The organism is Serratia sp. NCCP-200, from assembly GCF_059697885.1.
Window position 1 is genome coordinate 125995 of record NZ_BAAKUJ010000003.1, and the last position, 21154, is coordinate 147148.

A 21154-nucleotide genomic window follows, 5' to 3' on the forward strand; every position below is an offset into this window, starting at 1 on the left:
TTTGCAGATCGTCCTCGTGGTTTTTTTCTGAGAGTCTCATCACAATAATTAGGGTTTTAAACAAAAAATGTCATCCTTAGGATTAGTTTTTCTTGTCATATAGCTTAGCGTTATCTGGAGCTTGAATCAAACCGAGTAAAAAATGTTATGTTTTTCAGTGACTTTTACGGCAGGAAAGTCTGAGGGATGGGTGGATTTTCATCAATAAAGGGGGTTGAAAAGTGTTCAGTATGTCCCCGAACACCTGTCTACGATGTCCCCGAACAGTACAGGAATGATACAGAGTTATAGCCCCCACACAGACGCAAGAGCGGGGGCGGTGCTGTTAGCTGGTCGTCTGGTTAAGGCTTGCCGTCATAGCCATCCCAGTAAGTGGCGATAGCATTTTCAAGCAGGATCTCGCGCTGTTTTTTCGGCGAGTCAGCCGTATAGGATTGATTATACATCGTCGCCTTTTGTTCTGACTCAGGTAAAAAATCAGGGTTGCGGAACCCATTCACCCTTTGCTGTGCCTGTTCGCGGGTCAGTCCATCTTGGCGATCTTTTTTTCCTGCCTGGTAAAACTGTTCGAAGAATGGGATGGCGGCTTTAGCTGACTTCGAGATATTGGTCTGCGTGTTGGGATCGAAATGTGCATTCGCCAACTGATAAGTGGCATGGCGAGCGTGTCTTTCAACGCTACTTTGTGACGCGGTGCAGGCGCAAAGCAACAGCGCAGCAAGCAACGGGATAGAACGATAACGTTTTGATGGCATGTGATGCTCCTTGTTATAGGTATTGAAGGTCCCAAAGGATGTGCCGCTATTCTATCCCAGTAGCAACATATTGAAACCCATCATGATAGCGCAACCCTTGCTACACTTATTACAGGCAGCGTTGCCTGGTGAGTGGAGGTGGATATGTCTGATACCGAACTGCTTCAAGTGCTTTTGCAGCGTATAGAGGCATTGGAAGCCCGTGAACAGGCACTCACTGCGGCCTCCAATGCCTACCAGGCAATCATCACCACCCTATTAGGTAATATGGATAAAACAGCCTGCGACAAGGTGATTTCGATGATCGATCAGGCACATGAAATCGCCTATGTACGTGCTGCACATCGCTGTGACGAACCGCAGAAACGTAAAATCAAGCAGGCGGATGATGTTGCACAGCGTATGTTTATGGTCGCGCAGGGGCAGGGAAGGGCATCACAGTCACGCTGATCCTATAACAGTTTGCGGCGAATAATGCAGGAATTGATCTACCTCAATAAACTGTCATTGTGATAGCTTGGGCTGAGATTGGTGATAGTCACGATGCGCTGAGGCATTAAGGTATGGCGATGGATACGATTAAGAACATCCTGGTTGCGGAGATAGAACAGATTAACCGGCGGGAAGGGCGTGACGGTAAGCCGCGCTTCAACAGCGAGTTTGCTCGTACCCATCGCTGGCTGTGTTTTGCCATGTTTGCTGGCTATTTTGCGGTGATCGCGGTGATGTACCCGGTGCCCTACATGGGGCTGTATTCGTTTCTGGGTTTTACTGCCTTTGTGCTGTTTATGTTTGCTATGCTGCTGATTGAAATCAAGCCGGTTTACCGCTTTGAGGACATCGGCGTACTGGATCTGCGAGTTTGTTACAATGGGGAATGGTACTTTACGCGCGCACTGTCGCCGCAGGCTATTCAGGCACTGTTGAACGAACCTACGGTAAGCTCGGTGTTGAAAACCCGTATGCAGGAAATCATCGCCAACAAGGGCGAGATTGATTTCTATGACGTTTACGATCTGGCTTATGCCAAAAGGTTAGCCACCCAGCCAGCGCCGCAGGCCGCGCTGAGCTGAATTGGTTGCACCGGTGTCGAGGTTGGCTATAATAGCTGTTGGCATGAGACTATTCTTAGGAAATAGCGATGAGTGATGATATTTTTGATTTTGACATTGATGATGAATTAGCCAAAGCGGAAAAAAATGCGGCGCAAAAGGCCCGGGAAGTTCCTGAGATTCTTGAAGATGAAGAAGACTGCGAAGGCTGTAAAATCTGATTGAATTGCCAAAAAAACCGCTGCGGCGGTTTTTTTATGCTCGCTCGCCAGACATAGCTTCAATCCAGCACAAAACCCCAGATCAACAGCCCGGCCACGGTGACAAGGCACAGGGCAGATACGGTCAGTAGCACTTTTCCCAGTAAATCTTTCTCTTGTTGTTTTTGCATCAGGTTACATCATCCAAGTAGTATTCTATGGACCAAATCGGCGATACCCACATCCAGTAAGGCAACGCTTAAAGCGATGATGGTCAAGGCTGAAAAGAACTTCGCTTTGCTGTTCAATATCTTATCCGACGGTTGATGTACCGCAAACGGCCCACCCAACGTTGGGGTGGGCATCAATGACTGTCATTAAGAGTTATCCGGGCCGAATTAGTTCCCGTAACAGAATGGTTAATGGCGATTAACGGGTTAATCGGTAACGATCTTGACGCCTATCTTGCTGATTTGATTAGCATCCATCTCCGCGATAGTCCAGGTCAAACCATCCCATTCCACCTGATCCCCCACCACGGCTTCGCCCCCGATTAACCGGGTAACGAACTGGCCGAGCGTTTGCTGATCGTCCACACCGTCTTGCAGATTCAGGCCGTAGACCTGAGAGATATCACTCAGGCGCGCATCAGATTGCAAAATGAAATCACCGAAGAACCGCTCATCCAGCGTAACCGTAGGTGCCTGGCTGAACAGTTTACCCAACGCAGGCAAATCGTGTTCATGGCCAATAACGCACAGGGTATCGCCTTCTAGCAAGCGGGTGCTGCCGCTAGGGTGTAACAGTTCTTTGCCACGGAACAGCGCGGCAATGTGCGTTCCCGGTGGCATCTTGAGTTCTCGCAGCGCCGCGCCAACGCACCAGTTTTCTGCGCTTAGCTGATAGACAAACTGCTCCCATTGGTTTTCCTGATGAACATCCAGCCCCACGCGGGAGATCGGGGCTAATGCCGGTGGCACCACCACCTTGGCCTTTTTGGCGGCAAAGGACAGCGAAGTGCCCTGCAACAGCAGTGAAACCAACACCACAAAGAACGCGACGTTAAAGAACAGATTGGCATTGGGCAGCCCGGCCATCATCGGAAACACCGCCAGGATCACCGGCACCGCGCCGCGTAAACCCACCCAGGAGATAAACATGCGTTCGCGCAGGTTGAAGTTGCGAAACGGCAGCAGGCCGATAAACACCGATATCGGGCGGGCAAACAGTATCATCCACAGCGAGAGCAGCAGGGCAGGGATGGCGATAGGCAACAGGTCGTGCGGGTTAAGCAACAGCCCGAGCACCAGAAACATGCCGATCTGGCTCAGCCAGGCCAGGCCGTCGAAAGTTTGCACAATGCCGTGGTAGTTACGGATTGGGCGGTTACCCAGCAGCAGGCCGCACAGATAGACCGCCAGAATGCCGCTGCCATCCAGAGCCGTGGTCAACGCAAAGATCAAGATGCCGCCGCTTACCGCCAGCAGCGGATACAACCCTTCCGCCAGCTTGATGTGATTGATTAGCGTTATCAGCAACCAACCTCCGCCCAGGCCGAGTACGATGCCCATGCCGAACTGCTGCAAGAGATGGACGATGAACATCCAGCTTAGCGAGGTTTCGCCAGCGGAAATCATGGCAATCAGGGTGATGGTTAAAAACACCGCCATCGGGTCGTTGCTGCCGGACTCAATTTCCAGCGTTGCGCTGACACGCTCGTTCAGGCCTTTGCCACCCAACAGTGAGAACACCGCAGCCGCATCGGTCGATCCAATAATGGCACCGATCAGTAGCCCCTGGATCAAATCGAGGTTAAACAGCCAGGCGGCGGCCAGGCCCGTCAGACCGGCGGTGATCAGTACGCCGATGGTAGCCAGTGACAATGCTGGCCACAGCGCGACACGAAAGGAGCTGACGCGAGTACGCATACCGCCGTCGAGCAGGATCACTGCCAGAGCCAGGTTACTGACCAGATAAGCGACGGGATAGTTATCGAAGGCGATGCCTCCAGGGCCGTCAACACCGGCCAGCATACCTATTGCCAGGAAGATCACCAGAATGGGAATACCCAGGCGTGAAGAGAAAGAACTGAGCAGAATACTTGCTCCCACCAACACGGCACCGATGATGAACAAGCTGTTGATCGTGCTGGCATCCAAAATAATGTTCTCCTGCGAGTTGAGCTGAAAGGGGGGGCGCCAAAGCAAAGACACAGGATCATAATAGCCTGTTTATCCTGTGCAACGCCAAGGCTGATTGCCAAAAAAACGCTGTCATTATGGCTAGTTGCCGCAAAATTTGATGAAAAGACAGGTGAAAGGTGGGTATTGCGGTTTTTGTGCCTATTTATCAGCTCATTGAGAACGGTAGGAAACAGGTTATTGATGAAAAACCATTAACCCCCCAGCAGGAGGCTTAATGGTTTGCAGGCGGGAGGTTAGTGATCGAGTGATTGCAGAGCACGCTTGATTAATTCGGCTGCCAGTTTCCTTTCGGCCTCAGAGATCCCGTCCAGGTTGAGGCTGGAAAGCTCGGTTACCAATACGCTGCGATCTTTGCCACTGATGGAAGAATCCAGTGCGGACAGCAGTCTACCCAAGATTTTCAGAAGTGTGGCGTTTTCTGCTACGGCTTCGGTTGCCGCGGTCGGTTTATCGGTCATTAAAAATCCTCTCTGTCGTGACGGAAGGGAAATGTTACCGGCACACGCGATGGTGATGCGCCATCCCTTAGGGTTTGTGAGCCCAATCGCTACCGTAAGGCAGGGATGTGGATTTTTTCTTATGCACTGTAGTTATAACAACTCACTGCAATATGCTCCAGCACAAATTTGCAGCAGCGGGCCGTGATAGGTTGAGCAATATGTGCCTGACCACCGATCAATTATAACTTAGCAGGTGCAGCATGCGGCGCCCCTACGAGAGGGCAACATTATGTTTGCAGGGCGCTGCAAGCAACGCCCTTACGCGGGAGGTTAGGCTTTACCAGAGAACAGGAAGCGTAACAGCGGGATGCGCTTGTGCAACTCATATAACAGGAAGGCGCAAGCAAAGACGAACACCAGGCCCAGCAGGAAACCCAGCAGATTATTATCGATCAGCGGAGTCACGAAGGCGCCGTATATCAGCGTCAGCGGATGGTGCACCAGATAGACAAACAGCGAAGCGTTGACCAGATAGGTAATGCGCGGCGAATGGAAATCGAGCAGCGCATGGCCAAATGCGAACACCACGTTGGTCATCAGGACCCCGAGCACGGCTTTGATCATGATCTCCAGTTCAAACCCAAAGCTGCTGTGCGCCAGCAGTTTCTGGTTGAGCATGTAGGCTACCAACAGCAGCAGTGAGCCCAGTACGGCTGGCCACGAGGGTTTGAGGAACACCGCTTTCAGCCATGAGTACTTAAACGCATAGGCACCCACAATGAAGAACGGCAGGTAGAACAGGGTTTCCATCACCACGAAGTTGAACAGACCGTTAGACAGTAAATGCGGGGCGGTGATTAAAATAATGCGATGAAACACGCCGTATATAAAGGCATACAATAAAAACCACAATGAGATATTGCTGAGAGTGGTCATTTTATTTATTGGCCGCGGTGCCATCGGCGTTTTTATCGCCTTAATTTTTTTAAACAGATAAAAACAGGCGCAGGTCAATAAGCACAAGGTTAATAAAAACCACAGATGGGAGACCAACTCCCAAACCGCCACGTTTATTTTTTGATAAGGGGTAAAATCATCCCAGCCGGCTAATTTATCGGTGTAGTTCTTGAGTAAAAAAAACTGTGGCAGGGTAATCAATGGGATAGAGCTCAACAGCGGAATGGCAACCCGCTCCAGGCGTACCTTCAACCAGCGGTGGCTGTCATAGCGTTCGTACAGCATGTAGGAGAAGTAGCCGGAGATAATGAAGAACACCTGCATGCGAAAGGCGTGAATAAAGTCGTTCAGCACCGTCAGCGAAAACGACGGGGCCGCGCTGTTTACCGCCCACGAGTGGCTGGAGTAAATCAGAGAAAGATGAAAAGGAATGCCCAGCAGCATCAAATAAGCCCGGATCGAATCCAGGAAAAACTCGCGCTGGTTAGTGCTGTTAGTCATAGGTTACCGCTGGTGGTTGCATCAGGGGAGTGTAAACCCGCTTAATAAGTCGGCAATGGGGTAATCGCAAACTCAAACCCTACTATAGCGACCGACATTTTTCCATAGCGTCTTGGAGCACGGCTTGCTACGCTGCACAACTGCTTAAACTCTAGGCCGTAAACATCAGCACACGTTTATCATGTTGTCGGCGAGCAGAATAATCCATTAATATGGATTTTGAATATTTTGAGCACACGAATAGGGGGGGATGTGCTAGTAAATCTATTATCAAAAAAACCACGCGCCACGAGCGTACGTTGGTTAGGTGCTACCGTTTTATGCACGTTGTTGAGTTCGCAGGCTTGGGCTTTTTCTATCGACGATGTGGCCAAACAGGCACAGGATCTGGCAGGAAAAAGCTTTGAAGCCCCGAAGAGCAACCTTCCTTCTCAGTTTCGCGATATGAAGTTCGCGGACTATCAGCAGATCCAGTTCAATCACGATAAAGCCGTGTGGAGTAAGCTGAAAACCCCTTTCAAGCTTGAGTTCTACCATCAAGGGATGTACTTCGACACGCCGGTGACCATCAACGAGGTTACGGCCACCAGCGTCAAAGAGATCAAATACAGCCCGGACTATTTCAACTTTGGTCCCGTCAAGCACGATCCCGACTCGGTGAAGAAGCTCGGTTTCGCCGGGTTTAAAGTGCTCTATCCGGTCAACAGTGCGGATAAGAACGACGAAATCATGAGCATGCTGGGCGCCAGCTATTTCCGCGTGGTGGGTAAAGGGCAGGTTTATGGGCTTTCTGCCCGTGGGCTGGCGATTGATACCGCCTTGCCATCTGGCGAAGAGTTCCCGCGTTTCCGCGAGTTCTGGATCGAACGTCCTAAGCAGGGCGACAAACATCTGGTGATTTATGCCTTGCTGGATTCTCCACGAGCCACCGGCGCTTACCGTTTTGTGGTTTACCCCGGCCGCGATACCACGGTAGATGTCCAGTCCAAAGTGTTCCTGCGCGACAAAGTGGGCAAGTTGGGTATGGCACCGTTGACCAGCATGTTCCTGTTCGGGCCGAGCAATCCTTCGCCAACGCTGAATTACCGCCCGGCGCTGCATGACTCCAACGGTCTGTCTATCCATGCCGGTAACGGCGAGTGGATCTGGCGTCCGCTGAACAATCCTAAGCACCTGTCGGTCAGCACTTACAGTATCGAAAACCCGAAAGGTTTTGGTCTGCTGCAGCGTGGCCGTGATTTCCGTGACTACCAAGACTTGGACGATCGTTACGATCTGCGTCCAAGCGCCTGGGTTGAGCCGCGCGGCGATTGGGGCAAGGGCAAGGTTGAGCTGGTAGAGATCCCAACTGCGGATGAAACCAACGATAACATCGTGGCGTTCTGGACGCCGGACGTGTTGCCTGATGCAAAAACGCCGTTGGCCTTGAACTACCGCCTGTACTTCACCCGCGACGAAGAGAAGCTGCATTCGCAGGATATCGGCTACGTGGGTAAAACCATGCGTTCAACCGGTGATGTGAAGCAGTCAAACCTGATCCGTGAGCCGGACGGCAGCGTGGCGTTCCTGGTTGACTTCGTCGGCCCGGCACTGAAAGCGCTGGATGCCGATACGCCGGTGGCTTCTCAGATCAGCATTGGTGACAACGGCGAAATGGTGGAAAACAGCGTTCGCTATAATCCGGTCACCAAAGGCTGGCGTTTGACGGTGCGTCTGAAAGTGAAAGATGAGAAACAGCCGGTAGAAATGCGTGCTGCGTTGGTCAACGGTGACAAGACCTTGACGGAAACCTGGAGCTATCAGCTACCTGCCAATGAATAAGTTTACTGAAACTGCCCAGGAATATCTTGCGGCAATGCCCCTGACCGATGAGCGGTCAGGGGTGCTCAAACAACAAGTGATGGCGGGTGATACCCCGGCACTGGAGGCTTTGCATCGTCAGATGGGAGCTTCTGATGTCAATGTGGCGTCGCTGCCTGCCGATGACATTGCCCTGGCCTCGGTCAAGGCGCGCATCAGCCAGGCTTGGCCGGATGCTGTCGATGACGACGATTTTGATTGTGACCCGGAAGGGCGCACCATCCTGAAAGCCACGCCGCCGGTAAAACGGACCACCATGTTCCCTGAAGCCTGGCGCACCAACCCGGTGGGGCGTTTCTGGGATACTCTGCTGGGCCGTAAGACGCACAATCGTCATGCCAGCAAAGAAGAAGCCGAGGCGGAAAACCGCTGGCGTATTGTCGGTTCAATGCGCCGTTATGTACTGTTGATCCTGATGTTGGTGCAAACCGGTATCGCCACCTGGTACATGAAAACCATCCTGCCTTATCAGGGCTGGGCGCTGATCGATCCTATCGCCATGTTCGATCAGGATCTGATGCAGTCGATGTTGCAAATATTACCTTATCTTTTGCAGACCGGTATTCTGATCCTGTTTGCCATTCTGTTCTGCTGGGTCTCTGCCGGTTTCTGGACGGCGCTGATGGGGTTCCTGCAACTGCTGATTGGCAAAGATAAATACAGCATCTCTTCGACTATCAAAGGTGATGAGCCGATCGATCCAGCGCACCGTACCGCGTTGATCATGCCGATCTGTAACGAAGACGTCGAACGGGTATTTGCCGGGTTACGGGCAACCTATGAGTCGGTGAAGGCGACGGGTCAGCTCGAGCATTTCGATATCTATGTGCTGAGCGACAGTTACGATCCCGATATCTGCGTCGCCGAACAGAAAGCCTGGATGGAGTTGTGCCGCGATGTTGAGGGCCACGGCCGTATCTTCTACCGCCGTCGCCGCCGTCGTGTGAAACGCAAGAGCGGCAACATCGACGACTTCTGCCGTCGTTGGGGCGGTGAGTACAGCTACATGGTGATCCTGGACGCGGACAGTGTGATGAGCGGCGAGTGCCTCACCGGCCTGGTGCGCTTGATGGAAGCCAACCCGAACGCCGGTATCATCCAGTCTGCGCCAAAAGCCTCAGGCATGGATACGCTGTATGCCCGTGTGCAGCAGTTCGCCACGCGCCTCTATGGCCCGTTGTTCACCGCTGGTCTGCACTTCTGGCAGTTGGGCGAATCCCATTACTGGGGCCATAACGCCATCATCCGGGTGAAACCCTTCATCGAGCACTGTGCGTTGGCACCGTTGCCGGGTGAAGGTTCGTTTGCCGGTTCCATCCTCTCCCATGACTTTGTGGAAGCCGCATTGATGCGTCGGGCTGGCTGGGGCGTGTGGATCGCCTACGATCTGCCGGGCAGTTATGAAGAGTTACCGCCTAACCTGCTGGACGAGCTGAAACGCGACCGCCGCTGGTGTCATGGCAACCTGATGAACTTCCGCCTGTTCCTGGTAAAAGGCATGCATCCGGTACACCGCGCGGTGTTCCTGACTGGGGTAATGTCCTACCTGTCGGCACCGTTGTGGTTTATGTTCCTGGCGCTGTCCACCGCGTTGCAGATAGTGCATACGCTGGTGGAACCGCAATACTTCCTGCAACCCCGGCAGTTGTTCCCGGTGTGGCCACAGTGGAAGCCAGAACTGGCGATTGCGCTGTTCTCCACCACCATGGTGCTGCTGTTCTTACCGAAGTTGCTGAGCATCGTGCTGGTCTGGGCAAAAGGCTCGAAGCAGTACGGCGGGCCGATCCGGCTGCTGATTTCCATGCTGATGGAAGTGATGTTCTCAGTGCTGTTGGCGCCGGTGCGCATGCTGTTCCATACCGTGTTTGTGGTCAGCGCGTTCCTGGGCTGGGAAGTGGTGTGGAACTCGCCGCAGCGTGATGATGATGACACCCCTTGGGGCGAAGCCTTCAAGCGTCACGGTTCGCAAATGCTGCTGGGGCTGGTTTGGGGCGGTGGCATGGCATTGCTGGATCTGAACTTCCTGTGGTGGCTGTCACCGATCGTCTTCTCGCTGATCCTGTCACCGTTTGTTTCGGCGCTGTCGAGCCGCGCTACGCTCGGTCTCAAGAGCAAGCGAGCCAAGCTGTTCCTGATCCCGGAAGAGTACGATCCGCCGCGTGAGCTGGTTGCCACAGACACCTATCTGCAGCTTAATCGCCAGCGTGCCTTGCGCAACGGCTTTATGCATGCTGCGGTGGACCCGTCCTACAACGCCTTGGCTGCCGCGCTGGCAACGGCTCGTCACCATCTGCGCGCCATTATCGATCGGACGCGGGAAGAGCGGGTGAACGAGGCGCTGGAAGTAGGGCCAGAGAAGTTGGCAAAAGCCAAACGCCTTGAGCTGTTAAGCGATCCGGTGGCGTTGTCACGCCTGCATCAGCGCATTTGGCTGCTGCCGCAGGGCGAGGTTTGGCGCGAACATTATCGGCAATTACCGCATAATAAACTGGCTCACCCCGTCGGCCAACGCTGACGGTTAGTATTAATTAAAGGGGAATGCGCACTGCGTGTTCCCCTTTTTTTGTGCACAGAAAACCTCCAGCTAGGCTGGGGGTTCCGTAAAGCTTTCAGCTTTGAGCCAGTTATAGAAACCCCTTTTGATTTGTTAAAACAGTTTACGGTCTGGCAACTGCAAACGTTCAACAAGAAACCAAAAGGGGGTCCCTATGAGGGACGAAAAGAGCTTAGCTCACACGCGATGGAACTGAAAATATCACATAGTTTTTGCGCCGAAGTACCGAAGACAGGTGCTCTACGTGGAAAAACGTAAAGCGATTGGCAGCATCTTAAGAAAGCTGTGCGAATGGAAAAGTGTGAATATTCTAGAAGCAGAATGCTGTGTGGATCACATCCATATGCTTCTGGAAATCCCACCGAAGATGAGTGTGTCGGGTTTTATGGGATACCTGAAGGGAAAGAGTAGCCTGATGCTTTATGAGCATGAAGTTCAAATACCGTAACAGGGAGTTTTGGTGCTGAGGGTATTATGTTGATACGGTTGGTAAAAATACAGCCAGAATACAAGAATACATAAAGCACCAATTGGAAGAGGATAAGATGGATGAGCAGTTGTTGATCCTGTATCCAGTTAGCCCGTTTACGGGCCGTAAGTAATCCATAGATGCAAATGTCAGATCGCGATGCGCCTGTTAGGGCATGGCTGGCAAGAGAGCCTTAGAGGCGCATATGAAAAACCTCCGGCAATGCCGGAGGATATTTATTAAAGACTTGGTAAATCAGATAGGCCCCCCCTAATGGAATGGCAACGGCAAAAAAGAATATGTAAAAGATCGCCCACAGACCGTTTTTACCGACAGTTTCCTGGAAAAAACCGGTAGTCCAGAATAAACATCAAGGTAATTTTTTCAACACAGAAACGAGAGAAGGGAAATAAGAGTAAGCTGAGGGGCAGTGCAATGACATAATAATCCCCCGTATTCCCCAAGATCATTTTTCATAGATGGCTCCCCCTAATAGAATGGCATAAAGCAACATAGCAAGTGCATAATTGATCAGCAGGTATTTGGGAGTTAGGGTGTGCTTGTCCTTTATCATCATCACGCTCCGCAATTCTCAGTTGGCCTGGTGAACACGAACCCTCTGTTTCTAGGCTCATCCTCTTTCGTGTCATATTACTCCGTTTGCAATGGCGACGCCTGTTTTCTGTGCGGGCAACCGTTGGTGCGATCTGCTTTCTTGGTTCCACGATCGTCCTTTCCGCTCTCTGTATTTCTCGGAAATGGACGTAAACGGCAGATCTCGGTTGGTTGGCTGGGGGAGACGGCCAGGTGAGATCCTTCCTCACGATGTGGTGAATCCCCCTTTCCGTTCTCTGTCAAAAGCGGAAACCTCTACTCACATCTTCGAGGCCACAATCTCTGTTCCTGACGTGCCTGTTCAAGCAACTTTGTTTGCAGGGTATTGGTTTCCTTTTTGGCTATTTCCCATTCCATTTTAATAAGCATGCTAGTTTATAAATTTGTGAGCAGTATCAAAAAATGAACACGTAGCACTAGCCCTCATATCCCCAAAATTCTAATGCCAAATTCGATATAACAATAAAAAATATTTAGCAATTATATCAGCTAGATAGATGTATAAATGGCGTGTCCAGCAACGCCTTTATGCGACCGAGTTCCAGACCTTACCCGTAACTTTTTACGTCAAAAAAGTTTATGAATTGTTATTGATTTGATCAAAAAATACACTATAACTGTATCTTGTCTATGCCGTAGTATTTGCAAGGTTACTGATGCATAGACGCTAGTAAGTCACTTTTAATGAATGAAATACCAGTAATTCTGAAAAGTTGGATTTGAAAAACAAATTTCATTAACTCATTAGAAAATAAGGTTATATTCATGGAAAAAGTTAACGTAAAAATGCACCCACGTTTGCAAGCTGTAGCACCGATGAATCTCGCTAAGGTCATTGGCGGATTTGACTCGACAAAGTCACTACACCCGCGCTTGCAAGCGGCCGCACCCATGAACCTGGCTAAGGTGATTGGTGATTTTGATTCCACCAAGGCCTTGCATCCACGGTTGCAGGCGGCTGCCCCTATGAACCTGGCTAAGGTCATCGGTGGTTTCTAGTTAAATATTCCATGCCTCAATCTCGTATTGAGGCATTTTTAAAAGGAATTTTAATGAACATAATCTCTGTCATCGGCAGTGGCATGTTAGGTGTCAATCAAATTACCACCGAAGGTTTTTCCGTCATTCAGAGTGTGGATCGGGTTCTCTGGATCGGAGACATTGCGGGTCTAAAAGAATATCTTTCCCAGCATGAAATACTCCATGAGGACCTCTCATATTTATATGAAGATGGTGGAGTTGATATTAATAATTACACCAGAATTATTCAGCATATCAAAAATGTGCTTACTGAGTGTAAACATGTCGCCCTTATCGTCCCAGGCCACCCCAGAATCGGCGTGACGATCGTTCAATTACTACAGAAATTATCTCAGGATGGGACTTTTACTTTTCATTGTTATCCTGGTATTTCAAGTTTCGACGCGATGATCAATGATATTGGTATTGATCCGCTGGAAGAAGGAGGCAGTATACTCGATGTTAATCGGTTGATTATCTATGATTATGCAATGGATCCCTGTGTCAATTATTTTATTTACCATGTATGCTCTATTGGGAATGCCAATACGGATTACTCATCACCTCAGGCCTCAAATAAAGTCAAGTATTTGAAGTCGAAGCTACTAAAGCATTATCCCGCTAATACTCCGCTTTTCTTGTTGAGCGCCTCAACTAAAAATGGACAATGTGCGGATAAGTTACAAGGTGAGCTTTCTGATATCGAGACATTACTTTCAAAAGTTACCTACCGCCATACGCTTTTTATCCCAAGTTCTTTACCTAGCAAAGAGCGGGTAAACTTTGAATTTTTGAAAGAAATCAATGCTTATTAGCGGGAGGGGGAAATGTCAATACTTTCCTATAGTGGAACCGATATGCTCAATGATTACTACGCATGCTGCGAGGAATCGACCTTTCACAACGATATCAAAGAAAAGTGGCCTCCTGTTTGTGCACAAGTCCGCGATCAGGCCATGCGCGATACATGTAGTTTTACATTATCCCGACAACACGTCTCAAAGATTAGCTTAGGAAATTGGTCATTTCACTGGGCAAATGCGGAAGCAGGAGAGGCAATGGCATTGCGGATGGGGATTTCTGATGTCGGCAGCATACCAGTATGTGATAATCGATTGGCATTCCTCAATGAAGGCATGAGCAAATTTTCTTCGTTATATGAAAATGAAATGGTATTCATCGCCGATTTTATTTCAACCTTAGTATGGTTGATCCCTAAGAATGAAAACAGCAATAATGGAAGTGCTTCATTTTACGAACTGCCACATGTTACCTTCATCTCTGATGCTACACTCTTTTTTGTTCCTCCGTACCATCGGCTTCCAAGAGAATATGGATTCATTGGGTTCGTCGAAAATCTTTATCACGAAGCACTACATCATCAAGTACATACTTTCAACGCATTTCATGGTGATCAATATTGTCTGGGAACTATTGGGGAGTCGATTATCGATTTTCCTCAACGGCAAGATCGAACTTTTAGTTATACCCAGGCTTTCAATGCTTGTTATGTTTACGGGGAAATTGTTAAGTATCGTCGTAAAGTAGCACAATATCTTTCAGACGAGTATCGGCCTGAAGGAACAACATGGATAAATGAGGCATTAGACTCTGCAATAATGATGCGAGTTAATCTAGCCGCACGTTTATATAGCGTTAAAGACGCCTTCTTACCTCCATGGAAATCACTCATCGAAGAATGGAAATCAGAAAGTGAGACGGATAAACATTTCAATTCGGAGAAACCATTATGAGTAATACCGTTGAAGGGGAAGGTTATCTAATTTTTGATGATTTTTTGAGCAGAGATGAACTCTTTGCCCTACAGCTATATATGCAATTTGAGAGTTATTATCTCGTCCATTCTCAGGGATGGTCAAAATCATGGAGGATGACCGACGGCGAACCGTTGGTGAGTGTTAGCTATTTTTACTCATTGCTGACAGAAAAAACCATGGTGGATGACAATGTCATTACTGCAGGTATTGATATTTTAAGTAAAAAGATCAACATTATAATCTCACAAATACGTAATTTCCTAGGGGAAGACTGGAATGCGTTTTCACTCACAACGTTCCTGTATCCCGCAGGTAGCGGACTGGGCTGGCATGAGGATGATGCACAATATAAAGGTGCATACATATTTTATGCGCATCCTGAATGGCGGCCTAATTGGGGAGGGGAGCTTTGTGTCATCAACACGCCGGTTGATTCCAGTGCGGGTTTGTCTGAACAAACCTACAATGCATCTGAAGAAGTTCTACGCATGTCAGGTATAACAGGAGGGGCTGTTGGACCGGAGTTTGGTTGGACTATCCGTGAGCGAAGTATTAATGAATCTGGCGTCGGAACCTTTATTTACCCTAAACCCAATCGCCTTGTGATCATAAAGCCAAACTATTCCCATTGCATCAAGAAGGTTGATGTCAGTGCCGGGGATAATATGCGTTGTTCCGTTGCCGGTTTTTTTCATAAGTGCTGAAGCCAAGGCCGGCAATCAATGCCGGCTCTTTTAGGAAATTAAGACTGACGTTTTACATACAAAATGAGTAAAGTAGAGAGTACTAACCCTGTAATTGAACAAATAACAAGTGCCAAAGTGCTGCCTACTCTGTCAGCCAGTATACCTGCCATCATGCTGATCACTGCACCGACAATAATCTGCTTTCTGTAGCTATTGGCAGAGGCTGCTGCGACCTGTGCGGTGTCAAAGTTCGTCAATAAACTATACCAGCCAAGGCTATAGATGATATTTGAAAAAACATGAGCAGAAAAAACAAGTATTAATGAGATACTCAGGAATGGTGTCAGAGGAACGAATAAATAAAACACAACAAATGCCGTCATACACGCAATGATAAATAATGGAGACTGATTTTTGTAACGTTCTTCCTTGACCAGAAATGGCCCAAGAAGCTGTCCAAGACTGCGTGCGAATAATAGGAAAAGAAGTGTTTTATTATGCTCACTTTCATTGTTGACCAATGTCGGCAGGAGCGACATTGCTGGCGCTCCGGTTATTGCCAGTGCCGGCAATAAATAGAGGCTGGCACGTTGTTTCGGTGACAAGCTTTTAGGCAATCCTTGAGCGTATACATTCTGTTCGACATGACTCACCAGCGTTGGCAGTGAGAGTATAAATATGATGGCGATAATGTAGCTGAGCAGATTAGCTAACAAGTAGGTGTTACTCTGAACGGTACCATAAAGGAATGTGCCAATACCAATACCAAATAAAACCTGGCAAGCAAATACCAACGTGTCGATAACTGCACCAGCACCAATATCTTCTGGCGCAAGTTTAGCTTTGGTATAATGATTAATGGCAGGAATGGTGATCCCTGCTGATACCGATGAGGCAACACCAGAAAGTTGCAGGATGGTAACAGAACCATGAGTTAACCCGTACCAGGGAATAATCAAACCCAGTACGCCGATGCATTCAGCGATCATGAAGCAATACTTTGCTTCAATACGTGCAAGCAGATACTTTCCTGCAATACTTCCCAAAAAACCGGGGGATGTGGACAGAATAAATGCCAAGGCAAAGGAAGACGGTTCTGCGTTCAATCTGGCCAACTCGCCAAAAACCATGATAAAAGTCAATCCAGAACCTACGGAACTACAAATCAGTGCCAATACGAGTATTCTCAACCAACTATAATTAGTCAATGATCGTAATAATATCAAAAACATAGTCACCTCAAGACCATTAAGACGATGAATTGAATTGTTCCCCTCCCTGTGATGTCAATTACATCGCCTCGTTCCTTATGTCGGTTTGGTTGTTGAGATGATTTTACTCTATCGAGTATAGATAATTTTTCACTCTTTTCCAGTCTGGGGTTCCTTGTTTGAACCATCTATGATTTCAATTCTTGTCGTGGGCACGACTCAGAGTGGATCTCAAGCTACTTGGTGATCGAGTAGATGCGTTCCGCTTTCACGGTGTCGAGATTACACTTTCCGTTCTCTGCCACAACGGGATCGTTCTTTCCGACCTCTGTTGAAGTCGGAAAGTCTCTTATAGATGTAATTTGCCGTTCATGTCCGCGTACTGGTTAGGGTGCCTACTAGGGAGTTTTGGTGCCGGGGGTATTATGTTAATACGGTTGGTAAAAATACTGCCAGAATACAAGAATACATAAAGCACCAATTGGAAGAGGATAAGATGGATGAGCAGTTGTTGATCCCGTATCCAGGTAGCCCGTTTACGGGCCGTAAGTAATCCATAGATGCAAATGTCAGATCGCGATGCGCCTGTTAGGGCGCGGCTGGCAAGAGAGCCTTAGAGGCGCATATGAAAAACCTCCGGCAATGCCGGAGGATATTTATTATCCATTAGTAGCGAAGACCACCAGCTGATAGCTTTGGTTATTGCAATCGAAAGTGGTCAACGCCGTCATTCCCAGGCCAGCGACATGGGCGGCCAGCGAGTGCGGGTTATCCTCATTAACAAACAGCGCGCCAACGTCAAAATCCTGCTGAGTTCGCGCTTTCACCGCTGTAAACAACTGGCGTAGCACGCCTTTTCCCCGCCAATCGGCACTCAGGCATACCGGGCCGTACAGAAATACCCGTTGTTGATCCAATGCCTGGTTTTGAAACCGCTGTGTGGCCAACGTGTGCAGCATGGCATCCACTACGGGCGGTCGGGGTTGGGCGTTGGTTGCCATCAGGCAGACAAAACCAGCCAACTGTTCTTCTTCGATAGCGATCAAAATACCCAAGCCGTTATTGATACTTGCCAGCTGCTTTTCGTTCATTTGCGAGACGATAAAGCCCTGTTGTCGCTGCTGGGGGCTAAGTTGCTCTGGAGTATTTTGCGCCTGTAGCGCCAGAATTGCGGGATAATCACTGGGAACCGCTTGCCTGATGAGCATGATACCTGCCTGTGTCAAGGGGGAGAATGTAGTAGCATGTAATGCGTAGCCAGGGGCGTCAAGGCGAGGGTGGGCGACCAGGCGCCCACCCAACTGGCTCAACGTTCATCCCATTCGTCGGCAGCGCTCTGGCCTTCTTCAGTATCCAGCGGAGGATCGAGCTGAAAATCCCCTTCCTCCCACTCATGCAGCGTATTTTCGTTGATCCACTCGGCGCGGATCTCAATCTCGTCGTAGTCACCGTCAAAAATGGCCTGGGCGGCAGCACCGCTGCGCATCGTCATGCATTCGACAGACTCACCTTCCTCTTCGAAAAACTCGGCCTGCCACATCGTATCGCCATCCAGCATGATGTATTTCTGCAGGTTAAACTGTTGGGGTACCGGCGGCTCATCATCATCGCCACCTTCCGCCGTTTCGATAAACTCTTCGCGAGCGGCTTCGATCGCTTCTTCCAGCGTGGCATACAGGCTCATGCTCATCTCCTTTTTCAATCATCTTGGGGAACATCAGCATTAATTGTTGTCGCATCGTCGCAGGATGCAAATTTTTTGTTGTCCGTTTTGCGACGATGATTGTCCATCAGCCGGGAGACGCCTGGCTACGGGCAGGAAATAATGGCTACACCCTTTGGTCTGTAGGAGAATCAGGATGTTAGCCAACCCAGCAAGCAAGTACCGGCCGTTCCCGGCCATCGATTTACCCGATCGTCAGTGGCCGGGGCGTACCCAGCAGCAGGCACCGCGCTGGTGTTCCAGCGATCTGCGTGATGGCAATCAGGCGTTGGCCGAGCCGATGGATAACGCTCGCAAGCTACAGTTCTACCAACTGTTACTGGCCTGCGGGTTTAAGGAAATCGAGGTGGCTTTTCCTTCCGCATCGCAAACCGATTTTGACTTTGTGCGTCACTTGATCGAGCAACAGCTGATCCCGGATGACGTCTCAATCCAGGTGCTGACTCCATCGCGCGACGATCTGATCGATCGCACGATGGAGTCGTTACAAGGGGCTCCACGTGCCATCGTGCATCTGTATAACGCCACCGCACCGATGTTTCGCGATATCGTTTTCAAGCAGGACAAGGCCTCTACCGTGGCGCTGGCGGTGAATGGCGCACGCCGTATCCGCCAATGGTGCGATCGGCATCCGGAAACTGACTGGTGCTTCGAGTATTCGCCGGAGACTTTCTGCTTTACCGAGCTGGAGTTTGCCCTGCAAATCTGTGAGGCGGTGGCGGACGTGTGGCAACCTGAACGCCAGCGGCCCATGATCATCAATCTGCCGGCCACCGTGGAGATGAGTACCCCGAACATTTATGCCGACCAGATCGAATGGTTCTGTCGCCACTTCAGCCAGCGGCAGCAGGTGACCATCAGCGTGCATCCGCATAACGATCGCGGTACCGGTGTCGCTTGCGCCGAGTTGGCCATGCTGGCGGGGGCTGACCGAGTGGAAGGCTGCCTGTTTGGCAACGGCGAACGCACGGGCAATGTCGATCTGGTGACGTTAGCGCTCAATTTGTACACCCAGGGCATCGCGCCAGGGTTGGACTTCAGCCGGTTGAAGGAAGTGGTTGAAGTGGTGGAGCAGTGCAACCAGTTACCGGTACATCCGCGCCATCCTTATGCCGGTGAGTTGGTGTTTACCGCGTTCTCGGGCTCGCACCAGGACGCCATCAAGAAAGGCTTTGCCGCCCAACAGCAGCGTGAAGATGGGTTATGGCAAGTGCCTTATCTGCCGCTCGATCCGGCGGACGTGGGGTGCAGCTATGAGGCGGTGATCCGCGTTAACAGCCAGTCTGGCAAAAGCGGTGCCGCGTGGTTGCTGGAGCAGAATCATGGATTGCGCTTGCCACGTGGCTTGCAGATCGATTTCAGCAAAGTGGTGCAACAGGCCACGGATGAAAGCGGCAAGGAGATGACGGTGGCGGAAATCTGGCGGCTGTTCCGCAACAGCTACGGATTGGTGGAACAGCCGCGCTTACAGCTGCTCAGCTATCAAACGCAAAGCCAGGGTGGGGCGGCTTACAGCTTCACGGCGCAGGTGGCTCTGGCGGGGGAACCCATGCAGTTGCAAGGCAGCGGTAATGGGCTGTTGTCCAGCGCGGTAGATGCGTTATGCCAGCGCTTTGGCCTGGTGCTGGCTATCGACGATTACCATGAACACACCCTGGGACATCAGAGCCATAGCCGGGCAGTAACCTATATCCGTTGTACCCCAGCAAGGGGGGAGGCAATTTACGGCGTAGGGATTGACGCCGACTCGGCCAGTGCCTCGCTCCAGGCTCTGTTCAACGTGGCTGGCCGCTGTTTGCCGTGATCGCTGGCTGAGCCTGGGCAAAATAGGTGCTGGGGGAAACGCCAAGCAGGCGGCGGAACATGGCGCTAAACGCGCTGGGGCTGTCATAGCCCAGATCCAAAGCCACCTCCAGCACCGATCTTCCGGCAGCCAGGGCGTTGAGCGCCGCCAGCAGGCGGGCACGACGCACCCAGTCGCTAAAGCGCAGGCCAGTCTCACGTTGGAAGCGACGGGAAAGCGTACGGCCACTGACGTTGATGTGCTGCGCCGCCAACTCCAACTCCCAAGGCTGCGCCAAAGATTGCTGAATGTGCTGGCACAGGGCCAATAAGACGCCATCGCGTGGCTCGGGAAGGTGTAAGGGCAGGATCGGTAACATACGCAACTCATCGAGGATCAGTTCCATAATACGCTCTTCGCGTCCGCCGGGTCGATAACCGGGCTGAATATCCATCGCGCTGATAATCAGTTCACGCAATAAGGGAGAAATCTGCACAACCTGGCACTGAGCAGGCAAATCTGCACGGGCCAGGGGATCGACGAACAGCGTGCGTGCCGCCACGCTCCCGCTAAAACGCAGGTTATGTTCTACTTTGGCCGGTAACCAGACGCCACGACCTGGCGGAACCACCCAACTGCCTACGCGCGTATTCACCTGTACCACGCCGCTAAGGCCATGGATCAGTTGGGCGCAGTTGTGGCAGTGATCCGGTTCGCTATCACCATCCTGATAGTCCTTTGAAAATGGCACGATAGACTGATTCTCTGGGAGAAAATCGACGTTAAACAGCATTGTTTCTCCTCTGGATCCTGATGACGTGTCTGTTGCAGCATGCCATGTCTTGCCGCTACCGCAAAGCGCATTTCCTGTACGCCGTTTTGCCATGAAACGGCTTAGGCTAGCTGTTTGCCAACGGGAGGAAATATGGATCTTGCCAACGCGGTATTACGGATCGCCCGGCCCACCGATCATTTGGCCGCGATTGCCAACATGTATTGCCAGGGCCTGGGGTTTGAACAACTGGGTCAGTTTGCAGATCACCAGGGGTTCGATGGCATTATGCTTGGCCATCCGCACCATGCCTATCATTTGGAGTTCACTCATCACCGTGGTGTACTGGTTGGGCGCGCACCGACACAGGACAACCTGTTGGTATTTTATGTGCCGGAGGTTGCAAGTTGGCAGAGAGGGTGCGATCGGATGCTAGCCAGTGGTTTTGAACGAGTGCAGGCCTACAACCCTTATTGGGATGTGCATGGGCAAACGTTTGAAGATTTGGATGGTTATCGCGTGGTGTTGCAAGCACGTGCCTGGCAGGCATAAAAAAGCCAGCGCTTTGCGCTGG

At 50.5% G+C, this 21154-nt stretch carries 19 protein-coding genes and 2 pseudogenes; 13 read left to right on the top strand and 8 right to left on the bottom strand.

Going from position 1 to position 21154, the window contains the following annotated elements:
* Positions 1-341 precede the first annotated feature (341 nt).
* Complete coding sequence (locus AC6HVW_RS10730; protein WP_071680534.1) at positions 342-755, bottom strand: Exc2 family lipoprotein; 414 nt, start codon at positions 753-755, stop codon at positions 342-344.
* A 144-nt stretch (positions 756-899) separates the two neighbouring features.
* On the opposite strand from AC6HVW_RS10730, the gene AC6HVW_RS10735 reads away from it, so the two are divergent.
* The 3 genes from AC6HVW_RS10735 (at position 900) to AC6HVW_RS10745 (ending at position 2028) form a co-directional block, all read left to right on the top strand.
* Positions 900-1205 carry a hypothetical protein gene (locus AC6HVW_RS10735; protein WP_071680533.1) on the top strand — a complete coding sequence of 102 codons (306 nt, stop codon included), beginning with the start codon at positions 900-902 and terminating at the stop codon, positions 1203-1205.
* A gap of 119 nt (positions 1206-1324) precedes the next feature.
* A complete protein-coding gene (locus tag AC6HVW_RS10740) occupies positions 1325-1828 on the top strand; it encodes a YlaC family protein (RefSeq protein WP_071680532.1) in 504 nt (167 codons plus the stop codon).
* A gap of 68 nt (positions 1829-1896) precedes the next feature.
* On the top strand, positions 1897-2028 hold the full coding sequence (locus tag AC6HVW_RS10745) for a hypothetical protein (RefSeq protein WP_021178340.1): 132 nt from the start codon (positions 1897-1899) through the stop codon (positions 2026-2028).
* A gap of 416 nt (positions 2029-2444) precedes the next feature.
* Here the strand turns inward: AC6HVW_RS10745 and AC6HVW_RS10750 are convergent, their stop codons facing one another.
* From AC6HVW_RS10750 to mdoC, 3 genes are all read right to left on the bottom strand, one after another.
* Positions 2445-4166: a potassium/proton antiporter gene (locus tag AC6HVW_RS10750; protein WP_059200542.1), complete on the bottom strand. Its 1722-nt coding sequence runs from the start codon at positions 4164-4166 to the stop codon at positions 2445-2447.
* Positions 4167-4444: 278 nt separating this feature from the next.
* Positions 4445-4669 carry a hypothetical protein gene (locus tag AC6HVW_RS10755; protein ID WP_021178338.1) on the bottom strand — a complete coding sequence of 75 codons (225 nt, stop codon included), beginning with the start codon at positions 4667-4669 and terminating at the stop codon, positions 4445-4447.
* Positions 4670-4981: 312 nt separating this feature from the next.
* A complete protein-coding gene (gene mdoC / locus AC6HVW_RS10760; protein WP_071680531.1) occupies positions 4982-6109 on the bottom strand; it encodes a glucans biosynthesis protein MdoC in 1128 nt (375 codons plus the stop codon).
* 252 nt (positions 6110-6361) lie between these two features.
* Between mdoC and AC6HVW_RS10765 the strand changes: the two genes are divergently transcribed.
* The 7 genes and pseudogenes from AC6HVW_RS10765 (at position 6362) to AC6HVW_RS10795 (ending at position 15109) form a co-directional block, all read left to right on the top strand.
* Positions 6362-7930, top strand: a complete 1569-nt coding sequence (locus tag AC6HVW_RS10765; RefSeq protein ID WP_081366967.1) for a glucan biosynthesis protein G — start codon at positions 6362-6364, stop codon at positions 7928-7930.
* Entirely contained in the window at positions 7923-10484 is a 2562-nt protein-coding gene (gene mdoH / locus AC6HVW_RS10770) for a glucans biosynthesis glucosyltransferase MdoH (RefSeq protein ID WP_071680529.1), read from the top strand. Before AC6HVW_RS10765 ends, mdoH begins: the two co-directional genes overlap by 8 nt.
* Before the next feature lie 244 nt (positions 10485-10728).
* Positions 10729-11125 (top strand): annotated as a pseudogene (tnpA, locus tag AC6HVW_RS10775) (IS200/IS605 family transposase).
* 1247 nt (positions 11126-12372) lie between these two features.
* The gene (locus tag AC6HVW_RS10780; RefSeq protein ID WP_071680528.1) at positions 12373-12606 is read left to right on the top strand and encodes a hypothetical protein; all 234 of its coding nucleotides are present in this window, start codon (positions 12373-12375) and stop codon (positions 12604-12606) included.
* A gap of 53 nt (positions 12607-12659) precedes the next feature.
* Positions 12660-13442, top strand: a complete 783-nt coding sequence (locus AC6HVW_RS10785; protein ID WP_071680527.1) for an SAM-dependent methyltransferase — start codon at positions 12660-12662, stop codon at positions 13440-13442.
* Positions 13443-13454: 12 nt separating this feature from the next.
* Positions 13455-14381, top strand: a complete 927-nt coding sequence (locus AC6HVW_RS10790) for a hypothetical protein (protein ID WP_137751147.1) — start codon at positions 13455-13457, stop codon at positions 14379-14381.
* The gene (locus AC6HVW_RS10795; protein WP_071680525.1) at positions 14378-15109 is read left to right on the top strand and encodes a 2OG-Fe(II) oxygenase; all 732 of its coding nucleotides are present in this window, start codon (positions 14378-14380) and stop codon (positions 15107-15109) included. The genes AC6HVW_RS10790 and AC6HVW_RS10795 overlap by 4 nt, the downstream gene beginning before the upstream one ends.
* A 38-nt stretch (positions 15110-15147) precedes the next feature.
* On the opposite strand, the gene AC6HVW_RS10800 is transcribed toward AC6HVW_RS10795, so the two are convergent.
* Positions 15148-16323, bottom strand: a complete 1176-nt coding sequence (locus AC6HVW_RS10800; RefSeq protein ID WP_137751148.1) for an MFS transporter — start codon at positions 16321-16323, stop codon at positions 15148-15150.
* Positions 16324-16702: 379 nt separating this feature from the next.
* Here AC6HVW_RS10800 and AC6HVW_RS10805 point away from each other — a divergent pair.
* Positions 16703-16855 (top strand): annotated as a pseudogene (locus AC6HVW_RS10805) (IS200/IS605 family transposase); the annotation flags it as partial.
* 106 nt (positions 16856-16961) lie between these two features.
* Here AC6HVW_RS10805 and AC6HVW_RS10810 read toward each other — a convergent pair.
* Together AC6HVW_RS10810 and AC6HVW_RS10815 are read right to left on the bottom strand one after the other, a co-directional pair.
* On the bottom strand, positions 16962-17510 hold the full coding sequence (locus tag AC6HVW_RS10810; protein WP_166734769.1) for a GNAT family N-acetyltransferase: 549 nt from the start codon (positions 17508-17510) through the stop codon (positions 16962-16964).
* A 98-nt stretch (positions 17511-17608) separates the two neighbouring features.
* On the bottom strand, positions 17609-17986 hold the full coding sequence (locus AC6HVW_RS10815) for a MysB family protein (RefSeq protein ID WP_021804739.1): 378 nt from the start codon (positions 17984-17986) through the stop codon (positions 17609-17611).
* Positions 17987-18161: 175 nt separating this feature from the next.
* Here AC6HVW_RS10815 and leuA point away from each other — a divergent pair, with 175 nt between their 5' ends.
* Positions 18162-19829, top strand: a complete 1668-nt coding sequence (gene leuA, locus AC6HVW_RS10820; protein WP_497569424.1) for a 2-isopropylmalate synthase — start codon at positions 18162-18164, stop codon at positions 19827-19829.
* Here leuA and AC6HVW_RS10825 read toward each other — a convergent pair.
* The gene (locus tag AC6HVW_RS10825; RefSeq protein ID WP_071680520.1) at positions 19801-20601 is read right to left on the bottom strand and encodes an AraC family transcriptional regulator; all 801 of its coding nucleotides are present in this window, start codon (positions 20599-20601) and stop codon (positions 19801-19803) included. The genes leuA and AC6HVW_RS10825 overlap by 29 nt on opposite strands.
* A 132-nt stretch (positions 20602-20733) precedes the next feature.
* Between AC6HVW_RS10825 and AC6HVW_RS10830 the strand changes: the two genes are divergently transcribed.
* A complete protein-coding gene (locus AC6HVW_RS10830) occupies positions 20734-21132 on the top strand; it encodes a VOC family protein (RefSeq protein ID WP_071680519.1) in 399 nt (132 codons plus the stop codon).
* The last annotated feature ends 22 nt before the right edge of the window (positions 21133-21154 follow it).